Annotated in this window: 15 protein-coding genes and 1 pseudogene; 11 read left to right on the forward strand and 5 right to left on the reverse strand. The window is 54.3% G+C overall.

Annotated features, from left to right (window positions below; genetic code table 11):
* Positions 1–104 precede the first annotated feature (104 nt).
* From LKO31_RS02315 to LKO31_RS02340, 6 genes are all read left to right on the forward strand, one after another.
* The gene (locus LKO31_RS02315) at positions 105–539 is read left to right on the forward strand and encodes a hypothetical protein (RefSeq protein WP_456115063.1); all 435 of its coding nucleotides are present in this window, start codon (positions 105–107) and stop codon (positions 537–539) included.
* A 697-nt stretch (positions 540–1,236) separates the two neighbouring features.
* Complete coding sequence (locus LKO31_RS02320; protein WP_320443469.1) at positions 1,237–1,863, forward strand: hemerythrin domain-containing protein; 627 nt, start codon at positions 1,237–1,239, stop codon at positions 1,861–1,863.
* A 184-nt stretch (positions 1,864–2,047) separates the two neighbouring features.
* Positions 2,048–3,238 carry a surface lipoprotein assembly modifier gene (locus LKO31_RS02325; protein ID WP_227688471.1) on the forward strand — a complete coding sequence of 397 codons (1,191 nt, stop codon included), beginning with the start codon at positions 2,048–2,050 and terminating at the stop codon, positions 3,236–3,238.
* A 50-nt stretch (positions 3,239–3,288) separates the two neighbouring features.
* Positions 3,289–3,441 (forward strand): hypothetical protein, encoded by a 153-nt coding sequence (locus LKO31_RS02330; protein ID WP_227688472.1) that lies wholly within the window; start codon positions 3,289–3,291, stop codon positions 3,439–3,441.
* A gap of 62 nt (positions 3,442–3,503) precedes the next feature.
* Positions 3,504–6,092, forward strand: a complete 2,589-nt coding sequence (locus LKO31_RS14930) for a transferrin-binding protein-like solute binding protein (RefSeq protein WP_265104522.1) — start codon at positions 3,504–3,506, stop codon at positions 6,090–6,092.
* A gap of 1,560 nt (positions 6,093–7,652) precedes the next feature.
* Entirely contained in the window at positions 7,653–8,225 is a 573-nt protein-coding gene (locus LKO31_RS02340) for a TetR/AcrR family transcriptional regulator (protein WP_227688473.1), read from the forward strand.
* Here the strand turns inward: LKO31_RS02340 and LKO31_RS02345 are convergent.
* Positions 8,222–8,974, reverse strand: coding sequence for a TetR/AcrR family transcriptional regulator (locus tag LKO31_RS02345; RefSeq protein ID WP_227688474.1), 753 nt, complete (start codon positions 8,972–8,974; stop codon positions 8,222–8,224). The genes LKO31_RS02340 and LKO31_RS02345 overlap by 4 nt on opposite strands.
* Positions 8,892–10,448, reverse strand: a complete 1,557-nt coding sequence (locus LKO31_RS02350; RefSeq protein ID WP_227688475.1) for an MFS transporter — start codon at positions 10,446–10,448, stop codon at positions 8,892–8,894. The genes LKO31_RS02345 and LKO31_RS02350 overlap by 83 nt, the downstream gene beginning before the upstream one ends.
* Before the next feature lie 415 nt (positions 10,449–10,863).
* Here LKO31_RS02350 and LKO31_RS02355 point away from each other — a divergent pair, with 415 nt between their 5' ends.
* Positions 10,864–13,179: a TonB-dependent receptor gene (locus LKO31_RS02355; RefSeq protein WP_227688476.1), complete on the forward strand. Its 2,316-nt coding sequence runs from the start codon at positions 10,864–10,866 to the stop codon at positions 13,177–13,179.
* Positions 13,180–13,232: 53 nt separating this feature from the next.
* Positions 13,233–14,417 carry an amidohydrolase family protein gene (locus LKO31_RS02360; protein WP_227688477.1) on the forward strand — a complete coding sequence of 395 codons (1,185 nt, stop codon included), beginning with the start codon at positions 13,233–13,235 and terminating at the stop codon, positions 14,415–14,417.
* 402 nt (positions 14,418–14,819) lie between these two features.
* Here LKO31_RS02360 and LKO31_RS15170 read toward each other — a convergent pair whose 3' ends face one another.
* Together LKO31_RS15170 and LKO31_RS15175 are read right to left on the reverse strand one after the other, a co-directional pair.
* Positions 14,820–15,095 (reverse strand): transposase, encoded by a 276-nt coding sequence (locus LKO31_RS15170; RefSeq protein ID WP_407699237.1) that lies wholly within the window; start codon positions 15,093–15,095, stop codon positions 14,820–14,822.
* Positions 15,096–15,199: 104 nt separating this feature from the next.
* Positions 15,200–15,330 (reverse strand): annotated as a pseudogene (locus LKO31_RS15175) (IS5/IS1182 family transposase); the annotation flags it as partial.
* Between LKO31_RS15175 and LKO31_RS02375 the strand changes: the two are divergent.
* Positions 15,319–15,552, forward strand: a complete 234-nt coding sequence (locus LKO31_RS02375; protein WP_227688478.1) for an oxidoreductase C-terminal domain-containing protein — start codon at positions 15,319–15,321, stop codon at positions 15,550–15,552. The pseudogene LKO31_RS15175 and the gene LKO31_RS02375 sit on opposite strands and share 12 nt — an antisense overlap.
* An 82-nt stretch (positions 15,553–15,634) precedes the next feature.
* Here LKO31_RS02375 and LKO31_RS02380 read toward each other — a convergent pair whose 3' ends face one another.
* Complete coding sequence (locus tag LKO31_RS02380; RefSeq protein ID WP_227688479.1) at positions 15,635–16,108, reverse strand: Lrp/AsnC family transcriptional regulator; 474 nt, start codon at positions 16,106–16,108, stop codon at positions 15,635–15,637.
* A gap of 580 nt (positions 16,109–16,688) precedes the next feature.
* Between LKO31_RS02380 and LKO31_RS02385 the strand changes: the two genes are divergently transcribed.
* Both LKO31_RS02385 and LKO31_RS02390 read left to right on the forward strand, forming a co-directional pair.
* On the forward strand, positions 16,689–17,993 hold the full coding sequence (locus LKO31_RS02385) for a metal-dependent hydrolase family protein (RefSeq protein WP_227688480.1): 1,305 nt from the start codon (positions 16,689–16,691) through the stop codon (positions 17,991–17,993).
* 195 nt (positions 17,994–18,188) lie between these two features.
* Complete coding sequence (locus tag LKO31_RS02390) at positions 18,189–20,759, forward strand: TonB-dependent receptor (RefSeq protein ID WP_227688481.1); 2,571 nt, start codon at positions 18,189–18,191, stop codon at positions 20,757–20,759.
* Positions 20,760–20,803: the final 44 nt, after the last annotated feature.

Below are 20,803 nucleotides of genomic sequence, written 5' to 3' on the forward strand. Positions count from 1 at the left end.
TGGGGTTGAAGGGTTGAAATAGGCAGGCAAAGATCAGTGCTTGCAGGCCTGCTTGTTCATATTACCCGCTACCTGGGGAATCTCTTCTGCTGCTAACTTGCGTCATGATGTCTCTTTTCATCTGGTATCGCAGCGAAGGCAGTGTTTCGGTCAACACTATTACCAGCCCAAAAACAGAGGCCTTTTATTGGTTAACGATCACCTGTTCGCAGACGCTAGGTACCGCGCTGGGCGATTGGGCGGCAGATGCAGGTTTGGGCTATTCAGGCGGAGCCTTGCTTTTTGCGGTCATGCTGGCCGCCGTAGCCGCGCTCTATTTCTGGACATCCATGTCCCGTGTCGGTCTATTTTGGGCGGCGTTCATTCTAACCCGACCGCTGGGTGCAACAGTGGGGGATTTTCTTGGTAAGCCACTGAACAAAGGCGGGCTTGATCTCAGCCGCCCAATCGCCACAGCCATATTGGCAAGCATTATTGTCGCGCTGATCTTCATCCTCCCACAACGTGCGGGACGACATCCGGCGAATATTATTCCTTAGCTTTTAGTGGCAAAGTGTCCCCCTGCTTTTCACGAAAGAAGTGGAGGAATCATTGTTCCAACCAACGCCAAATTGTGAAGTTGTCCTATTCTATCCATTCTACAAAGAACGTCTGCACATTGATTGTCCTCACGCTATTCATAGCCTGGGCCATTTTGTCGCTCCACTCACGGCCCTTGCCATCGCTGGGCCGCTAAACCATCTCCCATCGGCGCTCGCAGCATAGCGGTCTAATATGATCGTTCGGGATCATGTCCCGTGACGACCAATGAAGATGCACAAATTAGGAAATGCAAATATGTTGCAAACCGAAATCCCGTGCTCGGATTACGAATGGCAGTGAATTTCGCCGCAGGTCCCAAAAGCGGCCAATCATCTTCTAATCCGATACGCTGGCCATTCTAGGATTTTTGGTCGCAGCGATAAGCTCGGAGACGTCGCGCTCTCCTATCAGGCTGTCGGCAGCTAGTCGATTGTACAGCGATAAACTGCCATTCCGCTTCCAGCTCTAAACTGCCTGACGCTAACCGAACCAGTTGCCAACAGGAGCTCGCACCTGATTAAGCGTCCGGTTTGCGCCGCATTGGAACGAGGCAGGCATCATATTAGCAACCTAAACCATTTCCGTGGATTAACTTCAGAGTGTTGTAGCCATGCGTGAAAGCAACACTCATATCGATGGGAAAGGGGCTGCCAAATGCCTACTACAAAGAAGAAATCACCTGCGCCAAAAGCACCAAAAGCACCAAAGGATCCGGCACAGAAGAGCGGCGTAGCTAAAGCAAAATCAATCATTCCAAATTTGGATGCGCGGATTGGACGTCTACCCAAAACGAAATTTCGCGGCGATCCGGAACTATTTGGACGTTTGATCGAAGACCATGATCGCCATCGCGCATTGCTCGCTATGATCGAAGAAACGGAAGGAAAATCGCCCGAACGACAGACGCTGTTCACAGAGTTGACGAAAGAACTAAAGGCCCATGCAGCGGCCGAAGAGCAAGCGTTGTGGTCAACCGTTTTGCGTGACCCAGAAACGACAGATGTAGCACGCCATGCCGTTGCGGAGCACAAGCAAATTGACGACATGCTCGCGGACCTTGCTGCGCGCGACATGTCATCGTCCGGCTGGTTGAAACGCTTTTCCGGACTGAAAGAAGAATATCTTCACCACATCAAGGAAGAGGAGCAGGAGCAGTTTGTTGAAGCGGAAAAGCATCTGAAGCCCGCTGACGTTAAGTTCATGCGACAAATTTTTGAACGACGTAAAAAAGCGGAAAAGGCCGCAGCCAAAATCGAGAAGAAAATCAAACTGAAAGCGTGACGAGCGGAACATTCGTCGGATTAATTCTCATGCTATGCGAATTGGCGGCAGCGTTTCGAGATGGAAATTGTCGCCCCATTGCCCATGGAACATCCAGTTTCCGTACTGGCGGTGATCCCGTGGACGAATTGGTCAGTCATGCATCAAATTAGGAATCTCGCAACTATTTACAGCAGTCTGTGGCGTGGATAAGGATTTGCGTCAGGGGGGACGTATTTTCAGGCATCTGATTCTGTGCACCATCGTGGTGCTTGCCGCGGCACCGAGCGCTTGGGCCCAAGATGCTCCGCCCGCCACGGCGCTGGACGAGACTCCCCTGCAACTGTCCGCAGCACAAGTCTTCACCCTTGCCGACACCGCCCGCGCAGCGCGTGATTTTGATACCGCTCGGCGCCTCTACCGCGCGCTTGAGGCCGATCCCGATGCCGACATTCGCAACGAGGCCCGCTTCCGGCTGGGCATGATGCTGGCTGACGACGAGCATCGCTACACCGATGCCGCGGTGGCGCTGCGCCGGATCCTCGACGAGTCCCCCAGCGCGGCGCGGGTGCGGGTGGAGATGGCCCGGATCCTCGCCAGTACGGGCAACATGCGCGGCGCCGAACGCGAACTGCGCGCGGCCCAAGCTGCCGGCCTGCCGCCCGAGGTGGATCGCATGGTGCGGTTCTACGCCCAGGCCCTATCGCAGCGCAAACCTTGGGGCGGCTCGTTCGAGGTGGCGCTTGCGCCCGACAGCAACATCAACCGCGCCACCCGCGCAGACACGCTGGGCACGGTAATCGGCGACTTCACCCTGAACGAAGGCGCGAAGGCTAGGTCGGGGCTGGGGCTTTCGGCCAGAGGGCAACTCTATGCACGGCTGCCGCTTTCGGCTCGCGCGGATATGCTGGCGCGGGCATCAGCGGGCGGGCTATTCTATCGAGCAGGGCAGTTTAACGACCTATCGACTGGGCTACAGATCGGGCCACAATTCTCCTCTGGCAGTGACCGGCTGACGCTGGCGGCCGGGCCGACTTGGCGTTGGTACGGCGGCGATCTCTACTCACGCGCTTGGGGCGGCACCGCCAGCTACCAGCACAACCTTGGCAAGCGGTCACAACTGCGCCTAGAGGGCGGGGTGAGCACGCTGTCCAACCGAGCGAACGCGATGCAATCGAGCCACGACTATAGCGCCAGTGTCAGTGTCGACCGCGCTCTCTCGGCTCGGCTGGGCGGCGGCGTGCAACTAGCCGGATACCGTAGCGCCGCCCGAGATCCCGGCTATGCGCTGACGAGTGGAGGGATCAACATTTACGCCTTTCGCGAAGTGGGGCGCACGACGCTGGTCGGCACGCTCGGCTACAACCACCTAGAGGCCGACGCGCGAACCACCTAGAGGCCGACGCGCGGCTGTTCCTCTATCCACGCCGCCGGATCGATGACCGCATGAGCGCCAGCGCGGCAGCCACCTTGCGCACCTTCACCGTGGCTGGTTTCGCACCGCTCGTGCGGCTGCGCTGGGAGCATAATCGCTCGTCAATCGAGATCTATGAATACCGCCGCCTCGCCGCCGAATTCGGGGTGACGAGCGCGTTCTAACGACACATATTTCAGCATATCCGCCAAGCCAGGAGGCACGGTGGACAGACGGGGGCAAGACGATGAACAACAAGACGTGGATATTGCAAAGCTCTAGCCTTGCGCTCGCCCTGATGTTGAGCGGTTGCGGCGGCGGTGGCGGCGGCGGCGTGAACAGCACGCCCGCCCCGCCCCCCGCTCCGACGCCGACACCCAGCCCGACGCCCACTCCAACCCCAACGCCTGCGGCTAATGTCGACTTGCTCTCACCGATGGTCAGCGAGACCTTCACCAGCAACTCGGCAACTGGCTCGGCCTCATTCCCCAAGTCGGGTGCAAAACCGACAATCAGCGCCGCGCAGTCAGCGGCGAAAATTGCCTATAACGCCTCAAACCAATCCTACACGATCAGCGCTGGCGGTCGCAGCCAGACTTTTGCGCCCTCGAACATCGACGCTGCGCAGTCGACCGCGCAGGTTACCGTCTATGTCAAGAAAAATGGCTCGACGACCGAGGCGTTGACGCTAACCAAGCCCGGGACTTCAGGCCTTTTTACCTACCGCTATGTCGGTTCGGCGCTTTGGCAACGCACCGTTGAGGGCAGCTCTACCATCTCTGGTAATTTCGATGCCATCGCCTATGGCGTTGAGACCCCCGATGCTGCGGTGCCGCGCACAGGCCGTGCGGATTATGCGGTCGCACTGGTCGGCGTCGAGACCACCCCATCTGGCGTCTTCGCGGTCGCGGGCTCTGGCACCACCCAAGTGGATTTCTCCACTGGCGCCATGATCACCCACGGTACCGCCGAGGGCGTCTACAATAACGCCAGCTTCTCGAGCGAGGCGTGGCTGTCGAGCAGCGGCAACGCATTCTCGGGCAATTTCCGCTTCAACGATTTCCAGTCGTTCAACGGCACGCTGGACGGACGCCTCTATGGGCCACAGGGTGAGGAACTGGGCGCGAGCTTTGCCGCTAAAGACGGGACTGGCATGGCTATGGTGGGCACGATCACCGGACGCCAGCAGCCGCTCGCCCCCGAGAATAGCTCAATGAAGTCACTGACAAGCAACGCCTTTTTCACCAACGATTCCGCATTGATGAATGTGACGCTGCAGGGAGGCTCCGGTACCAACAACGCCTCGCAGACTTTCTCAGCTGGCTCGGCCGCGCGCAGTTCGCTCCTGCTGAACTATGATGCCGAGCGCCAAGCCTATACCGTGATCATGCCCGACCGTTCGCGCTACTTTGACCCCGCGAATCCGGGTACGAGCTCCGACCAATTCGTCGACACCACCCCGAGCCACGACCTGCGCGGCTATCCTTATGCCACCTTCACCGGGCTGACCTATGTGAAGACCCGCCGCTGGAATATCGCGACAGGCTCAGGCAACAGCACATCCTATCGCCTGCAGGATGTCACTTATGGTCTAGCCACCGACGCCGGCGCGGTGCCGCGCACCGGCAGCGCTAACTTCGCGATCGGAATTAACGGCACCGCCGCCGACTCTGACTTTGTGAACCTCGCAAAAATAACCGGCTTCGGCTACCTCACCGCCGATTTCGGCGCTGGCACGCTCGATGCCAGCGGGCAGATGCTGTTCACCGAGGACTATTACATGTCTGGCCGTAGACCAAAGCAGCTGGGCGGAACTTTTGGCATAACCGGCACCATCTCGAGCACCGAGAACCAGCTCAGCGGATCGCTCAGCTTCGACGGGCTAGGACCGTATACGGGTAGCTTCAACGGCCGCTTCTATGGCCCAGACGCCGCGGAATTGGGTGGCACCTTCACCGCGTCCGACGGCAGCGGTGGCGTTGCCAGCGGCACCTTTGCGGGCGGGCACGACAATTCGGCCCAACCTGACATTGGGCTGGCATCACTGACCGACGTGACCGATATGACCGCCATCGCCGTCGCTCCCAATGCTTCGCTGGCCTATGTAACTGGGGTGTCCTACGACCCCGCAATCGGCGGTTATCGCATCAGCTTCAGGGACACGCACTTGACGGGTTCGCCGACCTATACAGCGCTGCTCGGCACAGCCACGCGCGATGAGGTGGCCTCTAATGCCAGCGCCGACGTCTATCGCACCACGGTAAACGACCTCGACACGACCGCCACCGTCAACCGGCCACATGCCGACAATCCGGGGCTAGTGCTCACCTATTCAAGCTTCGCCACGATCCGAGCCTCTCAGCCAGCCAGCCCGCAAAACACTGATCCGCGCAACGGTCGCTACGACATCAGCTATGGCATCGCCACCGGCAAACAGCAGATGCCGCTGTCAGGCAGCGCGACCTATACCGGCATTGCGCTGGGCACTGGCAAGGTTACGACGAACCCCTATTCTGGCGGCTCTGTGCCGAGCACGACGACCTTCTATGACGTCACCGGCACCTCGACGATCATCGCTGATTTTGGCACACAGAGCATCACTGGCAGGATCGAGCTTGTGGGCACCGAGATGGGCGGAATCGCCACCCGCAATTTCGATGCGATCACCGCTAGGGGCAACATCAGCCTCAATGGTTTCTCTATCGGCTATAGTTCGATTAAAGGCACCTTCTACGGCCCAGCCGCGCAGGAAGTGGGCGGCAGCTTCAACATTATCCAAAATGATATGGCCGATACGAGAACCGAACTGAATGGGATTTTTGCCGGAAAACGTTGACGCGCTCGCTCGGCCAGCCCACCAGCGCCCAGCGCGAACGGGCTCAACGCAGAGGGCGTTCCTGCGGGCGAACTGCGCGCGCACGTTGCGCAAGGCCCTTTCGGGCGCCTCCTGCGGCGCGGTAGCGGGCATTCCTTTGCCCAGGTGCTGCGGCCCTCCTCGGGCGGGTCGACCACCCGCACGCGCCCCCGCGCACGGCCCCAGCAGCCTTGCCGCCCCGCGCGACAGACTGGTAGCCGCTGGTAGCTCCGCATTCGGCTAACATCGCGGCGCTCGTCGCCGCGTGAACCGCATCTCGAAGCGGTAGGCAGCGACAAGGGCCAACTCTGCTCTCGTGACCATCAATGCGCTTGTCACGGGCCGCAGGCGCGATGGTGGCCCCCGCGAGCGCCGTTTGCGGTTCATCGGTCAGCCACGTCAACGCGTTTACGCATATGCAGGCAAGTTGCCCGAAACACTGTGATGGTTTCAGCCTGTTTATAAGACCAATGCCCAACGGGGTCGTCATCAAATGCGACTGCCTTAATACCTACGCCTTCGACATCCAACTGCTGGCGAACATGAAGGAAGAAATCCATATCCGACGGACCATATCGCGCCTCGTCATCCTCAGCCAAAATTTGCTGACGATAAGCTTCTGCAAGACAAGAAATTGTCAGCGTATCAAGAACCTCAAAAGCCCTCTCTCTGTCCGCCGACGAGCCTATGCGATGATATCGTTACAGTCTCTACAAGGCTGCTGATAACGGCCCAACAAGCCATCATCGCCTTCGTGCCCACATGACACTTCAATTCACGAGGATTGTTCCGAACATATGTCCTGAGATCAGCCGGATAGGCGCAGCGAAAATTTAAACGGCCGGAACCACTGCGAAGAACATATTTCAAAACAAAACCCACTATTTTGCACCTCGCCTAATACCGTAGCAAAGCGATGAAAGCAGGCTTTCGCAATTTTCTTGGGATATCAATCCCTTAAGAGAGCATGGTGCACTTACAGAACTCGAAAGACAACTATATGAATTTGATAAAGAAAATTTACATTTCAGACAGAAATTTGGTGACCTTATCTATGGCCCCAGATCAGCAGCATTTTACCGGTTCGAGTGCAAAAGAGCCATAAAAGCGCATAGGATATCATAGCATTCCTGCTTACTGAGGCCCCCGAATATTATTCACCCTCCGCGTTGACCTCACACGATGCTTCATCTCTTGCATTTCGACGCAGCTCCCTCAAAAATACGGTCACTAAACACAGAGGAAGCCATCATGCTGGGCAGTGTCGATCGCGATCAATTATTTCGGGACGTATGGGAAGTTCCGCTCGTTCAGGTGGGCGAGCGGCTGGGAATGACCGCGAGCGGGGTTTCGAAAATTTGTGATCGCATGCAGATCCCCCGCCCAGACCGAAATTATTGGCGCCTGAGCCCCAGCCAGCGGGCCGCGGTGCGTCCCGCCCAATTACCCGAACCCAATAGCCAAAAAACGCTGACGCCCTCTCCTCAGCATCAGGCTCCTGCGGGACGCAAACGCCTACCGCTCGCACTGCGCCGTGCGCAAATGATGGACATCGCTGCTCAGATATGTCTGCAAGAAGGGGCCGATGCCGTAAGCCTTAATCGCATGGCCTCTGAAATTGGAATATCAGAGGCGCAGGCCCATAATTGCTTTGCCCGTCGCATCGATTTATTAATCGCCCTCGCCCAGCGCGAGGTTGACGATTATGAAGAATCGCGTCGAAAAGTTGGGCATCGTGGACGTGATCGATACTCACATATCATCATGTCGACGATCAACTTCATCACCGAATCCGGACGACGCGGAGCCTTATTGCAATCGCTATTACTCGACCCAGAAGTACGCGAATTGATGCGCGGTAATTTCGATCAGACACGGGCGAGTGTGTCGAAGCCTATCGTTGCGGCCATGGCAGCAAATTATGGCATGAGCGCAGAAGAAGCCTTAGGCAGCAATTGGTTAGTCACAGCAATCAGCTTGCGTACTGGCAGGCTTGTTTCAGCCGGCCGATTAACGCCTGAAAATGCCATTCGCTTATGCCTGCCCATGGTGATGGGAAGTATCCGCAGCCATGCGACATCTCAGCGCAACCGTGCCGCCTCTTCCCCAAATTAAACCGTCGGCCGCAATTCATTGATAGAGGCTGTGATCAACCTTTGGTTCAACCGATGCGCTAAGGCCTGAGATATTTCCCCGCGCCGAACTAGGTGCGCAGCCTCTTCCGGAATGGCCTGTAATATCTGCACAACGCCTAATGCGTCGCGCGAGCCATAGAGCAAATCGCGATGCGCTTTGCGAGCCAAGCGCAAGTAAATGCGCTGGGCCAATGGTCGCATCATTCCGCCTAGATCGCGCGCGACCCATTTGTCTCGAAAGCACAGATCAATCGCCGCGCCATGCGCCACCACATGATCTAAATAAATGCGCGAATAAGCGATCATAGATTCCGCAAAATCGGTATGGAATGGAACCGCTTCAATCCCTGCTTCCGTCAACAATTGGGCGTGGCGATCCAACACTGCAACCAATAAGCTGCTGCTATCGGGAAAGTAAGAATAGACGAGGGAACGGCTGATGCCGAGCCCGCTCGCTAACTCAGCCGGCGATACTCTGGCGCTGCGCCGCAGATTAATTTGCCTATCCGCCTCTTGCACAAGCATCGCAGATCTATCGGCTCCGCGCATCCGCCCTGCCGCTTCAATCTCCGATGGTTTGCTTAGCATAAATCTTCCTTCAAGCGGTTCTGGCCCCATATCATCACAGCCATTCTTATTTGCCAACTCAGAATGGCGATGCCGCTCCGGCGGTATCAGTGTTGGTGCGGGCACGATCTTCGGCCTCGACGGCGCGTAATCTATCAACATTGGAACGGTGACGTCCTTGATCAATGTCATAGAAATAGAGGAACATGCACCCCACCATCCATAATAGAAAAATCACTGGCACATAGTGAGTAAGCAACGTCAGCTCCATGTCTCGCGTCACAGCCGAAGGCGAAATCTTTGCGGGGAAATGCGCCGCTGATAAAACATAGCCGACCGCCATCACGCCAAGCGCCGCTGAACATTGCTGCATAAAGCTAGAGGCCGCAAAGAACACACCGGCTTGATGTCGCCCAGTTTTCACCGCAAAATCTTCGACCACATCTGCAAGCATTGAGCTGGTATTGATCAAGGATATGGCGATGAAGCTCCCGCCGATGGCTCCCAATCCAAGCAAGGTGGGCACCACCATCTCATGACCTTTTGGCCAGAACACACCAAAATAGACGAGCACCAATGCCATATTATTGATGACGATACCAAGAACGGCCATCGTAATTGCGGTGCGCTTCTTTCCCAATACTCTAGAAAAATACGGGGCTAAAGGAGCCGCCAAAGTGGCTGCAGCAACAGCTTCCAACGCCAGCACCGCCACTTGCTTGGCAGACAGGCCAAATACATAGGTATTGAAGTAAATGGCCATCGCTGTTGCCATACCAATGGCTGTAAACTTCAGAACACCAAATGCAAAAATAGCCATAAAGCTACGGTGCGTGAAAGCTGACCCTACCTCCCGAAAATGGTCGATGAGTTTCATCGGCTTATCATCTGATACTAATGTTTGCCCTTTGATCTGCTTCATAGTGCCCAATCCGCAGCCCAAAATGGATAACAGCATCGCAAAGCCGCCCGCCAAGGCAAATTTGGCATAGCCATCGGGATTAAGCTGCCCGACCGGATATTCAGGAGTTTTTACGAAGAAGAAGCTCAGGCTAAGTGCCATAAAAGCGAAGGTGCCAACATAACCAAACCAAAAACGCAGCGAAAATAATCGCGTTCTTTCCGCATAATCGCGCGTCAACTCCGGCACCATTGCAGTGGAGGGAATGTCATAAGCGCTGACTGCAACACGCGTCAGGGATGCAATGGCAAATATCCAAACTCCCGTCTGCACATCCGTCAGTCCGCTTGGCGGAAACCATAGCAAAATAAAGAAAATCGCGGTTGGGATCGCTGCGCCTAAAATGAATGGATGTCGGCGTCCCAATCTGCTGTTGGTACGATCAGACCATCGGCCGATGATGGGGTCCACTAGGGCATCAATAATCAGCGTAGCCGCAATCGCCGATGACACAATGTGCACGGGGATGCCCACCACTTGATTATAATAAAGCAACAGATAACCAAAAGCCGCGTTTTTAACAGCGGTCGATATTGCACCTGATCCATATGCCAATCTTGCCAGAAGTGGCATTTTTCCCGCGCGACCAGCATCAGAATATTGAGCCGGATCGGCGCGCGATGCCAAGACGGATTCGACGGAAGTTGCTCCCGTCCCCAAAAGACCATCGGCCATGAAACGTTATCTCCCAACATGCCGAGCCATTCGTGCAACTCGGTTAAATTTGATCTAGTAAAGATAGTTTTTTGGTATTTGTGTCAATATTATTCAACAGCGCGCCGCCCTGTCAGTATCTGAATGTCAGATCACCCGCACCCTAGCGGAGCGCTATCCGCTAAAAAACCACATGAGGCTTGTCGGTAGAATTGCGAAACCGCTGCTCTTTAACGGATGAGCTTGTCAATTGCGGCTTACCACCCCCACCATCACGCTACGAAAAAATTAGTAACAACTTCTATATAATCAACAGAGACCTTCATACGAATAGCGAAACAACCTACATTTTTACGCCATATATTATTGACACAAACCCAAATTAAATTCAACATACCTCCAAATCTCGCAAAGAGATGTCTTGGGGAGAGAGCATATGAAGCGCTGTTATTTACGGCAATCAGCGGCCATGGCGGCCTGCTTGCTTGCGACGAATGGGGTATATGGCCAGGCATTTGCACAGAGTATTTCGTCAACAAATGCACAGCAGACATCACAGCGCGGCAATGCAGAAATCATCGTCACAGCGCGCAAACGGGTAGAAAATATTCAAGATGTTTCAGAGTCCATCACAGCTATAAGTGGTGCGTCTATCGAAACGCTTCAGATCGCGCAGGCGACGGATTTAACACGCGTTGCCCCGGCCCTAACCTTCCGCGACAACCCCATCCCCACATCATCGGGTTTCGTTATTCGCGGGATCGGCACCTCCACATTCTCATCGACCGTAGAACAAAGTGTTTCTACCGTTTTCGACGGTGTCGTTTTGGGCCAGCCACAATCTGCTGCAGCCTTTGTGGATATTCAGCGCGTAGAAGTGCTGGAAGGTCCTCAGGGGCTGTTATTCGGTAAAAATGCATCGGCCGGACTTGTGAACATCGTCACCAACTCGCCGCGCTTAGGCGAATTGGGTGCCAATATGTCTGTGACCGTGGGCACCGATGGTGAACTACGAAACAGCGGGATGCTGAACCTGCCCGTTGGAGATACATTGGCATTGCGCCTCGTGGCATTCCGCAACCGCACTGATGGCTTTGTGAACAACCTATATCGTCACGAGCGCTATAACGGCGAGAACAACTACGGTTTTCGCGGCAAGCTGCTGTATTCGCCAGCGGAAAGTGTCAATCTGCTCATCTCTGCCGATTATGCCAAGGACACCTCAAGCGGTGTCATCGCAACGTCACGCAAATTAGGTGCCAACGCCAATCTAGCGAATTACTTCGAACAATATGACATAGTTGCAGGCCCAAACAACCGCGATACCGTATTGGGTTCACCCCATGGTATGTATGAAGGCGCTCCGCTACGCATCTATAAGGGCATCAGCGGTCAACTGGACATTGATGTAGGCGAACTCTCGTTAACATCCATTACAGCTTTACGACAAAATAAGTATATTTTGGATTTTGACGCCGATCAAACCCCGCTGCCCCGCTTCGACTATAACGGCGGCCGGTACAAGTTTAAGCAATTCACGCAAGAATTGCGCCTGGCCTCGCCAGCGGACCAGTCGGTCGAGTGGCTCGCTGGCCTCTATTATTACCGTAGCGTCAACGATGTGAATTTCTGGTCCGGCGGCTATCTCGTTGCTCCAACAAAGCTGTCTGTTGCTGTGATTGACACAGACTTCCGCTCCCGAAGCTATGCTGCATTCGGATCGGTCACGTGGAATTTGGCGGATAGCACGCGCCTACGCGCAGGTGGGCGCTATACGCGGGATGAAATTTACGCGCGCCGAAACGCCTATGATTTGGAAGGTTCTATCCCAGGCTCCTCCGCGATCATAGGCAGTGTCGCGGGTGATACAACAGAGCGCGGCAAAACCAATAACTTCTCTTGGAAAATCACCGCAGAACAGGATTTCGCTTCAAACTCGATGTTATATGCCAGTGCTGCGCGCGGCTACAAAGGCCCCGGCCTTGCTTCGAGCGGCGTCGTCACCCCCGGCGTTGAGCAGTTAATTCGCCCTGAAAAAGTATGGGCCTTCGATATCGGCGTAAAAACGAGCTTTTGGGATAATCGCGCAACCTTTAACGCCGCACTATTCTATGAAGATTTCACAGATTTCCAAACCCAAATATATGATACGAGCACCAATCCACCCGGATTTCGTACCACCAATGCTGGCGGCCTGAAAACCAAGGGTGTTCAGGGTCAGCTGAACCTGCGGCCCGCAGACGGCCTGTCCCTCGGCGCAAATGCTGCTTATGTGGACGCCACCTATCAAGACCTAGACGGCATCTCCTGTCCCTATGCATGGTCGGTGTCGCTCACAAATGGTTGCCGATTAGTAAGCGGCCGTCCCGTAATTGACGTCTCTGGCAATCGCATGTCCAATTCGCCAGAATTTAAATTCAACCTGAATGCCAGCTATGAAGTGGCCGTCAGCAATAGCGCCGATCTTTTATTGGCAGCAGATTATAGCTGGCGAAGTGACGAGCAGTTTTCGTCGAACGGCGACCCGCTGACCATCCAGCCTGCTTATGGCATTTTCAACGGCTCGATTGGTTTGGGATTAGACAAGGGCAAATGGGAAGTCCGAGCATATGTCCGGAACCTATTTGACAAAAAATATGTCAACCTCATCTCGGCCAATGCGGCTGATACGAGCGGCGGATATTCCCAATATTTCTCGCGATACACGGACCGCCAATTCGGCGTCACGATGCGTATGCGCCTGCACGACTGACATAAGTCCATATTTTCCAGCGTAGTGACGCGCTGATCTGAGGAGAAGTTAAAGTGAGCACATCTTACGGCCGCGTGATTAATGACGCCGACAGCCACACAATGGAAACCAATGAGTGGATTTACGATTTCCTCGACGCAGACTTGCGCGAGAAATTTGGCTATCTTTATAAGTCGGATGCCTCTGGACGCATCTTGGCATTGATCGACAGTGCCAAGGCGCGCGCCGCGAACCCTTCATCTGATGCGGCGGCTCCAGACAATCCCATTGGCGGAGAAAAAGGTTGGGTCGCCTTTGGTGCTTTTGATACCCAAGAACGCATACGCATGCTGGACCAATATGGCTTCGCAAGCCAGTTGGTGTTTACAACCGCATGTCTTGCTGGAATGGCGCGCGCCGAAAATGAACGTGAAAAATATGGTATCGTTCGCGCTGCCAACATGGCACAGCAGAAATTCTGTGATGCAGATAAGCGTTTGGTGAATGTAGCCTATATTCCTTTGGACAACCCCGAACTGGCTTTGGTGGAAGCCCGCCGAGCGTTGGATGCAGGGGCCGGTGCGATTGGCCTTGCCCCGATGGCGAGCGGCGATCGTTCGCCGGGCCATCCGGACAATCTGCCGCTATGGGAATTGCTGACGGAACGTAACATTCCCTTCATGATCCACATCGGCACCGGCACGATGACGCAGCCCAAGGGCTATCATAACAATGGTCGTTCCCGCGCTGCCGACTTGCACGGAGGCGGGGAAAATCTTCGCTTCGATGATTTCACATCGCTGTGCTTTGCGCCCCAGCAATTTCTGACAGCGATGGTATATGATGGTGTATTTGAAAAATTCCCAACATTGCGCGGCGGAGTGATTGAATCTGGCGCTGGCTGGGTTCCTGATTTCCTGCGTCGGCTGGACTATGCCCACAAAAGCTTCTCACGTACGGACACCTATCTGAAGGAACTGAATATGCTGCCTTCGGAATATGTCCGCCGCGCCGTGAAGTTCACGCCTTTCCCTAACGAGGATGCTGGTGCGATGATCCGCGATGCAGGGCCTGAATTGTTTATGTTCTCTAGCGACTATCCGCATCCAGAAGGCACGAAGGACCCTGTCGGCAATTTCGAAAAAACTCTCGCGAGCTTGGATGAAGCGGTTAAGGACCAATTTTATCGCACCAATTATGATGTGATGATGAATTATAACAGCGATGCTATAGTTGCAGCAAATCAAGCTGCACAATGAAGCTAGGTGCGGTCCATGAGAGTAAATTGCTTGGATTTGGTGGTCCACCCCTAGGGTTATTTTCCGACTTGCCTTGCTCCCATGGGGGCAAGGCAAAATTCTGATCTGGTAAGATCTTCGGCCGAGCTCAAATTGCCAAGAGCCATGTGAGGACGGCCAACATTATAATCCCGCCACAAGCCTCGATCAGACGCTTTGCCTATGGGATAGAGGCGAACCAATGGACATTGAGGCATTCATCCCGCAGGGAGCCCTTGAACGTCTCTATATAGGCTCAGGACCCACTGAATACAGCCAGAATAGTACGGTAGCAGCTAGTGCGATTGCGGAGACGAAAGTGTTTGGACATCTGTCGTAACGCGTAGCTACGCGCCTCCAATCTTTTAGACATCCAAACATGATTTAGGTCCGATTGCGACTTTTTGTATCGACACTTGTCCTATTTGTTGGGTTTTGCGCATGCTTTCCGGCCCGGAATGCAGAGGGTGATCCCCTTTTCCTGCAAGCCGTCGTGGAACCAGTCGGCATCATAGCCCCGTCGGCGAGCATCCATTCCGCCTTGGGCAGACTGTCGAATAAAGCGGCCGCACCCGTGCCATCGCTGACCTGCCCGCCAGTCATGAAGAAGCTGATCAGGCGGCCATTTGCATCGGTCACGGCATGAAGCTTGGTGTTCATACGCCCCTTCGTCCGCCCGATCAGGCGTCCTGCCCCCCCCCCTTTTTCACCCCAAGGCTCGACGCCGTGCGGTTGGCCTTTAAATAGGTCGCGTCGACCATGAACGTCTTCGCCGAGCCATATTCTCTCGGCGCATCGTGCCACCTCAGCCCATTGCGGTTAACCAAGATGTCGCCGCTCAAAACACGTCGGTCATCGAACGATGGCTCTTCGGAAAATAAGGATGAAATTGCAGATCGTTGGGCTGAACATCGGTTTCGACGAAACCATCGTGCGCGGCGAACCAGACAGCGGATGCTTCAATGTCCTCTACGTAAAAGACGGTCAAATTTTGGCGCTGGACTGCATAAACCGCATCAAACCCTATGTCCAAGGCCGCAAATTGGTAGAAGCAAAAGCACGCCCCGATAAAAACCAGTTAGCCGATGCCACTGTGCCATTGAAAGACTTGCTATAATTTCACCCGAACGGAAGTTTCGGTAACGATCCAGCCATCGCAAATCCTTGCAGAAACTTCGGTCCGCGCTTAGTGGCCCTGTTCAGATCAACGATAAATCGACAGTTTTTTCGACAAACCTATTTAACGCAATACTGCTGTGAATGTGGGCAACACCTTCCGCCTGTGCCAATTCATCCAACAATTCAAGATAGTGGTGAAGGTCCTTGGCCACGGCCGTCAACAGATAATCAGCTTGGCCCGTGGTCATATATCCACTCACAACGCCAGGAAGTGTTGCTGTGTGAGCCTCAAAGGCGCGAAGGGTGTCACGATTCTGTCGTTCAAGCGTGATAGATATAAAAACCGTGACCGCTCCGCCGAGCATCGACTCGTCCAAAATAGCACGATAGCCGCGAATATAACCGGCGACTTCCAATCGCCGTACACGCCTTAATGTCGGTGTCAGTGACAACCCAACCGCCTGAGCCAAATCCCGCCATGACATACGGCCATCTTTGCTTAATATATCCAATATCCGAAGGTCTTGATCGTCAATCTCAAACTCCTTCCGCATCACGCCACCCCCCTCCCCGCATTAAACTCACATGCAGTCAGTGATTCTGAAATCACACCTCCACATTAAACATAGGCACCACTGTTAAAAATCAAATAATTTTCTTCGAATTCATTACAAATCAGCGACCAAACCTCTCAATCCATCTAGATGTTCTGGTAGTTTTCTATTCATCGTCACCGTTGAGCATGACATAAAGCTGACAGGATAAGCCCTTCCTGTAACTTCGCACCATATGACGAATTTTATCAACTATATCGCTCATTCCATTGAAAATAAAAATCTAAATTAAATCTTACAGACAAAATAGGATATAATAATCAGACCCGCCAAATTCACGGAACCGCATAAAAATGGCATAAAATTTCAATATTGACTCACTTTATAGCTCATGCGATCTACTGATCTGATGACATATGGATCGAATGCACTAAATTTGATCGCAATCGCACCATGAGTCATGTGCTTATCTGATAGAGTCTTCGATTAAATTCAATTTGATGCTGGGCGAGCTGAATTGAAACTATAACGAAAAACAAAAATATTTGATAAAAAAGCACTTACCAAAGAGGGGATTTTGATGAAAACAATCAAACTTGCTATGTGCGTTGCGAGCATCTGCTTTGCTGGACCAGCATTGGCCAAGGACGTCGTGATTCACGCAGGAAAGCTATTTGATGGTACATCAACATCAATGCGTTCCAACGTCTCCATTCTCATCACTGATGAAAAAATCACATCTGTTGCAAATGGTTTTGTCACCCCTGCCGGGGCCGAGGTCATTGACCTTTCCAAGAGCACCGTTTTGCCCGGTTTCATTGACATGCACGATCATGTCACTGGCGGTGCGTTTGGCCGCGACAAACTGCGCGGCACCGTAGAGCAAAAGGCTTTTCAATCCGTCTGGAACGTGCGGGCCATTTTGAATGCAGGCTTTACCTCTGTTCGCGATGCCGGCGCCAATACCGAACTGGTGGTTGCATTGCGTGATGCCATTAATGCCAAAATCATTCCGGGCCCCCGCTTGACGGTGGCTGGCAATGCTATCGGCCCAACGGGCGGCCATGGCGACCCGCTGAACCACATTGATCCCCGCTGGGACCGCCATGATGATTGGCTGTTGACCGTCGTTGACGGCCCCGTTGCGGGCATGCGCGCAGTGCGTGAACTGCACAAACGCGGCGCAAATGTCATCAAGATCATGTCATCGGGCGGTGTCGCCAGCCCAGGCGATGATCCCAACTTGCAGTTGATGAACGACGAAGAGCTCAAAGCTGTCGTAGACACCGCACACTCGTTGAACATGAAGGTCTTGTCGCACGCACATGGCAAACCCGGCGTTGACGCGGCCATTCGCGCTGGTGTCGATTCCATTGACCACGGCACCTATGCCGACGCCGAAACCTATAAGCTGATGAAAGAACGTGGGACTTATATGATCCCGACGCTCTTCGCTGCGCAAGAAATTTACGACGTCGCCATCACCAACCCTGAAAGCTTGCCGCCAACGGTTGCGGAAAAAGCCATTGCCGTCACCCCAACCATGCGCAAAAATGCCTTGGCGGCTTATCGCGCGGGCGTCAAAATGGCGCTGGGCACGGACCAACTGGGTTGGCGTCCGCACGGCGAGAATGCCAAGGAATTTGAATATCTGGTGGCCGCCGGCATTCCTGCCGTCGACGCGATCCTGATGGGCACCCGTAACGCGGCTGATTTGCTAGGCAAGTCGGATCAGGTAGGTTCCATTCAGGCCGGTCGTTTTGCCGACATCGTTGCCGTAAACGGCGACCCCCTAAAGGACATCACGGAATTGCAGCGTGTGCAGTTCGTGATGAAGGGCGGCGAAATATTCAAAGAGGGCGGTGTTCCGCTCTACAAGGATTGATTGAACAGCCCTACCGAGGATTAAAGGTTCGGTAGGGCTTTTACCCGTTGGGCTCAATGCATTGTTACACGACTATATCTGAACCAAGCGCCTGGGCCCTACCAAAAATTTTCTGTCGCATTTGGGTTACCAATTTCCGCGCCCTGCTTTTGGGCCGCGAGCCAAGCCGCGACGACATCATAAAGGGCACCAGCCATGATGGACTCCATTCAAAAAATCACCCGTAGCAAACAATTATATTTCGGTATTTCACTGATTGCGGCGACAGCGTCCTTGCACGCCCCAAGCGCGGCGGCGCAGGAAACATCGCAAGCACAAAACACCGCCGAAACAACCTCCTATCCCGGCGAAATCGTCGTGACAGCGTTGAAGCGTGCGACCAGCATCCAGCAGACCCCCATCGCGATTTCCGCAGTCGATTCCGCTGCCCTCGAACGCCAGAATATCACGGACTCCTCGGCTCTGGGCCGTGTCACTCCCGGTCTGGTGATCAACGAAGGCGCCAATGGCGGCAGCCGCGTTATCATCCGCAATCTTTATGCCACGGGTGAATCGCTCGTCGGGCTTTACTATGACGAAATCCCGCTGAGCGGCACCGGCGGTGTGTCCAATGACTCCGGCGGTTCACAGCCCAGCATGCGCCTGTTCGACATAGAACGGGCCGAGGTAATGCGCGGCCCGCAAGGCACGCTTTATGGTGCCAGCGCGATGGGCGGTAACATTCGCGTCATCTTCGCCAAGCCCAAGCTTGATCGCTACGAAGGCGCTCTTGATGCCCAGTTGAACACGGTTGCCGAAAGCGGCGGCGCGCTCGGCATGCAAACCAACGCGATGGTCAACGTGCCAATCGTCCAAGACGTTCTCGCTGTGCGCGCGGTCGGTTTCTACGACAAGGGCGCGGGCTATATGGACAATAGCCTTCTCGGCCGTGACCGCATCAACGAAAGCGAAAGCTTCGGCGGTCGCATTACTGCACGCTTTCAGCCCGTGTCCGAAGTCACGCTGGACCTGATGGCCGTCTACCAAGACCGCACGGGCGCTGGTTCCAGCTGGAATTACACCAAATATCAGCTGACGGGTGAAAAGTTCGACCAAACCTTGCTGATGCAACAGCCCCAACATGATCGGATGAAACTATTTTCCGGTACGTTGAACTGGGACATGGGCTTTGCCACTCTGACGGCGACGGCGTCTTATTCCGATCGCTTCTTGGGCTATAAATTCGATTACACCCCTTATTTCTCTAGATACCAAAGTGTTAACAACACAGGCGGCCTTGTCCCACCATTTACAGGTAATCCGACCACTATCCCTGGCTACAATGCCTTCGTTAACGACTGCAACACCGGCTATATGACCAACGTCACTTGCGATGGTGCGGGATATCAACAATTGGTCAACAGCTATGGCAACATGACCACCTTCCAGCCGCAGTCGAACAAAACCTCGACCCAAGAAATCCGCATCGCGGACGACCGCAACGCGGTAAAATGGACGTTGGGTCTCTATCATAGCTACCGCAAAAATTACACGCAGTCGCTGCTCAGCCCCACCGATCCGGTTACTGGCTTGCAAACCCATCCCATTGGCTATGCCAATGGCGACACTTTTGTGGTTGGTGTGAATACCACCGGGCTTGATCGCACGATCGACGATCGGTTGGAACAAATTGCGGCCTTTGGCGAAATCACATGGGAAGCAACGGACAAGCTGAGCTTGACCGGCGGCCTACGCTATTTCGACTATAAGAAAAATACGACATCCGAGGTACTGGTTCCCAGCTATATTGCTGGCAGCGTTCGCCAAGACCCGCTGACCACCGGTGGCAAAGAGCATGGAACGCTGTTGAAATTCAACGCGTCCTACAAGTTCAACCCAACGGCCATGGCCTATGTAACGGCATCGCAAGGCTATCGCCCAGGCGGTGTCAACCAAACCTTGGGCTTGCCTAGCTATGCCGCTGTTTACTCATCGGATTCCGTTTGGAACTATGAAGTCGGCCTGAAAACATCATGGTTTGACCGCAAGCTTGTGTTCAACATTGATGCCTTCCGCATGGACTGGAAAAACATGCAGGTTTCGGCAAGCTATAATAACGCCTTCAGCTTCATCACGAACAGCTCAAGCGCCGCCCGCATTCAAGGTATTGAATTCGACACGGCCTTTTATCCTGTTGACCGTCTGTCCCTCAGTCTTTCGGGCAGCTATATTAAGGCTAAGCTGCAAGGTGACCAATCGCTGCCATCCGGCATCACCACCTGCCCCGTTCCATTTGTAGAAGGCACCACTGGATGCGCCACAATCGGCGCAGGCAAAAAGGGCGATACCATCCCCTATTCGCCAAAATGGACGATCCAAGCCAGCGCGGACTATAGCACGCCGATCGGCAATGATCTGCAAATCATCTATCATGCCGACCTCAGCTATCGTGGGTCGTCACTCACCACCTATAATCTGCCGCGCTATGCCGCAGCCTATCCCAATGGACCGGTTGCCGGAACCGATGGCGGTGCTGCGCTTTATACTCTGCCAGCCTATACAACCGTCGGTGCCCGCATCGGCCTTGAAAAGGAGGACGGCAATTGGGGCGTCTATCTGTTCGCCAACAATCTGTTCAATGAAATGGGCCTGATGGCGCTCACCAACGGCCAAGCCAGCGCCACACAACTCCCTTGGCAATATCAAGGATCGGTGGTTCGCCCGAACTATGCCGTGACAACCAGCCCACGCACCGTCGGGCTACAGGTCACAGCCAAGTTCCGCTGATGACATCTTGGGCTGACCGATGCGATGGGCATCGGTCAGCCTTC

Origin of the sequence: Sphingopyxis yananensis (assembly GCF_020687785.1) — a bacterium.
Taxonomy (GTDB): Bacteria; Pseudomonadota; Alphaproteobacteria; order Sphingomonadales; family Sphingomonadaceae; genus Sphingopyxis; species Sphingopyxis yananensis.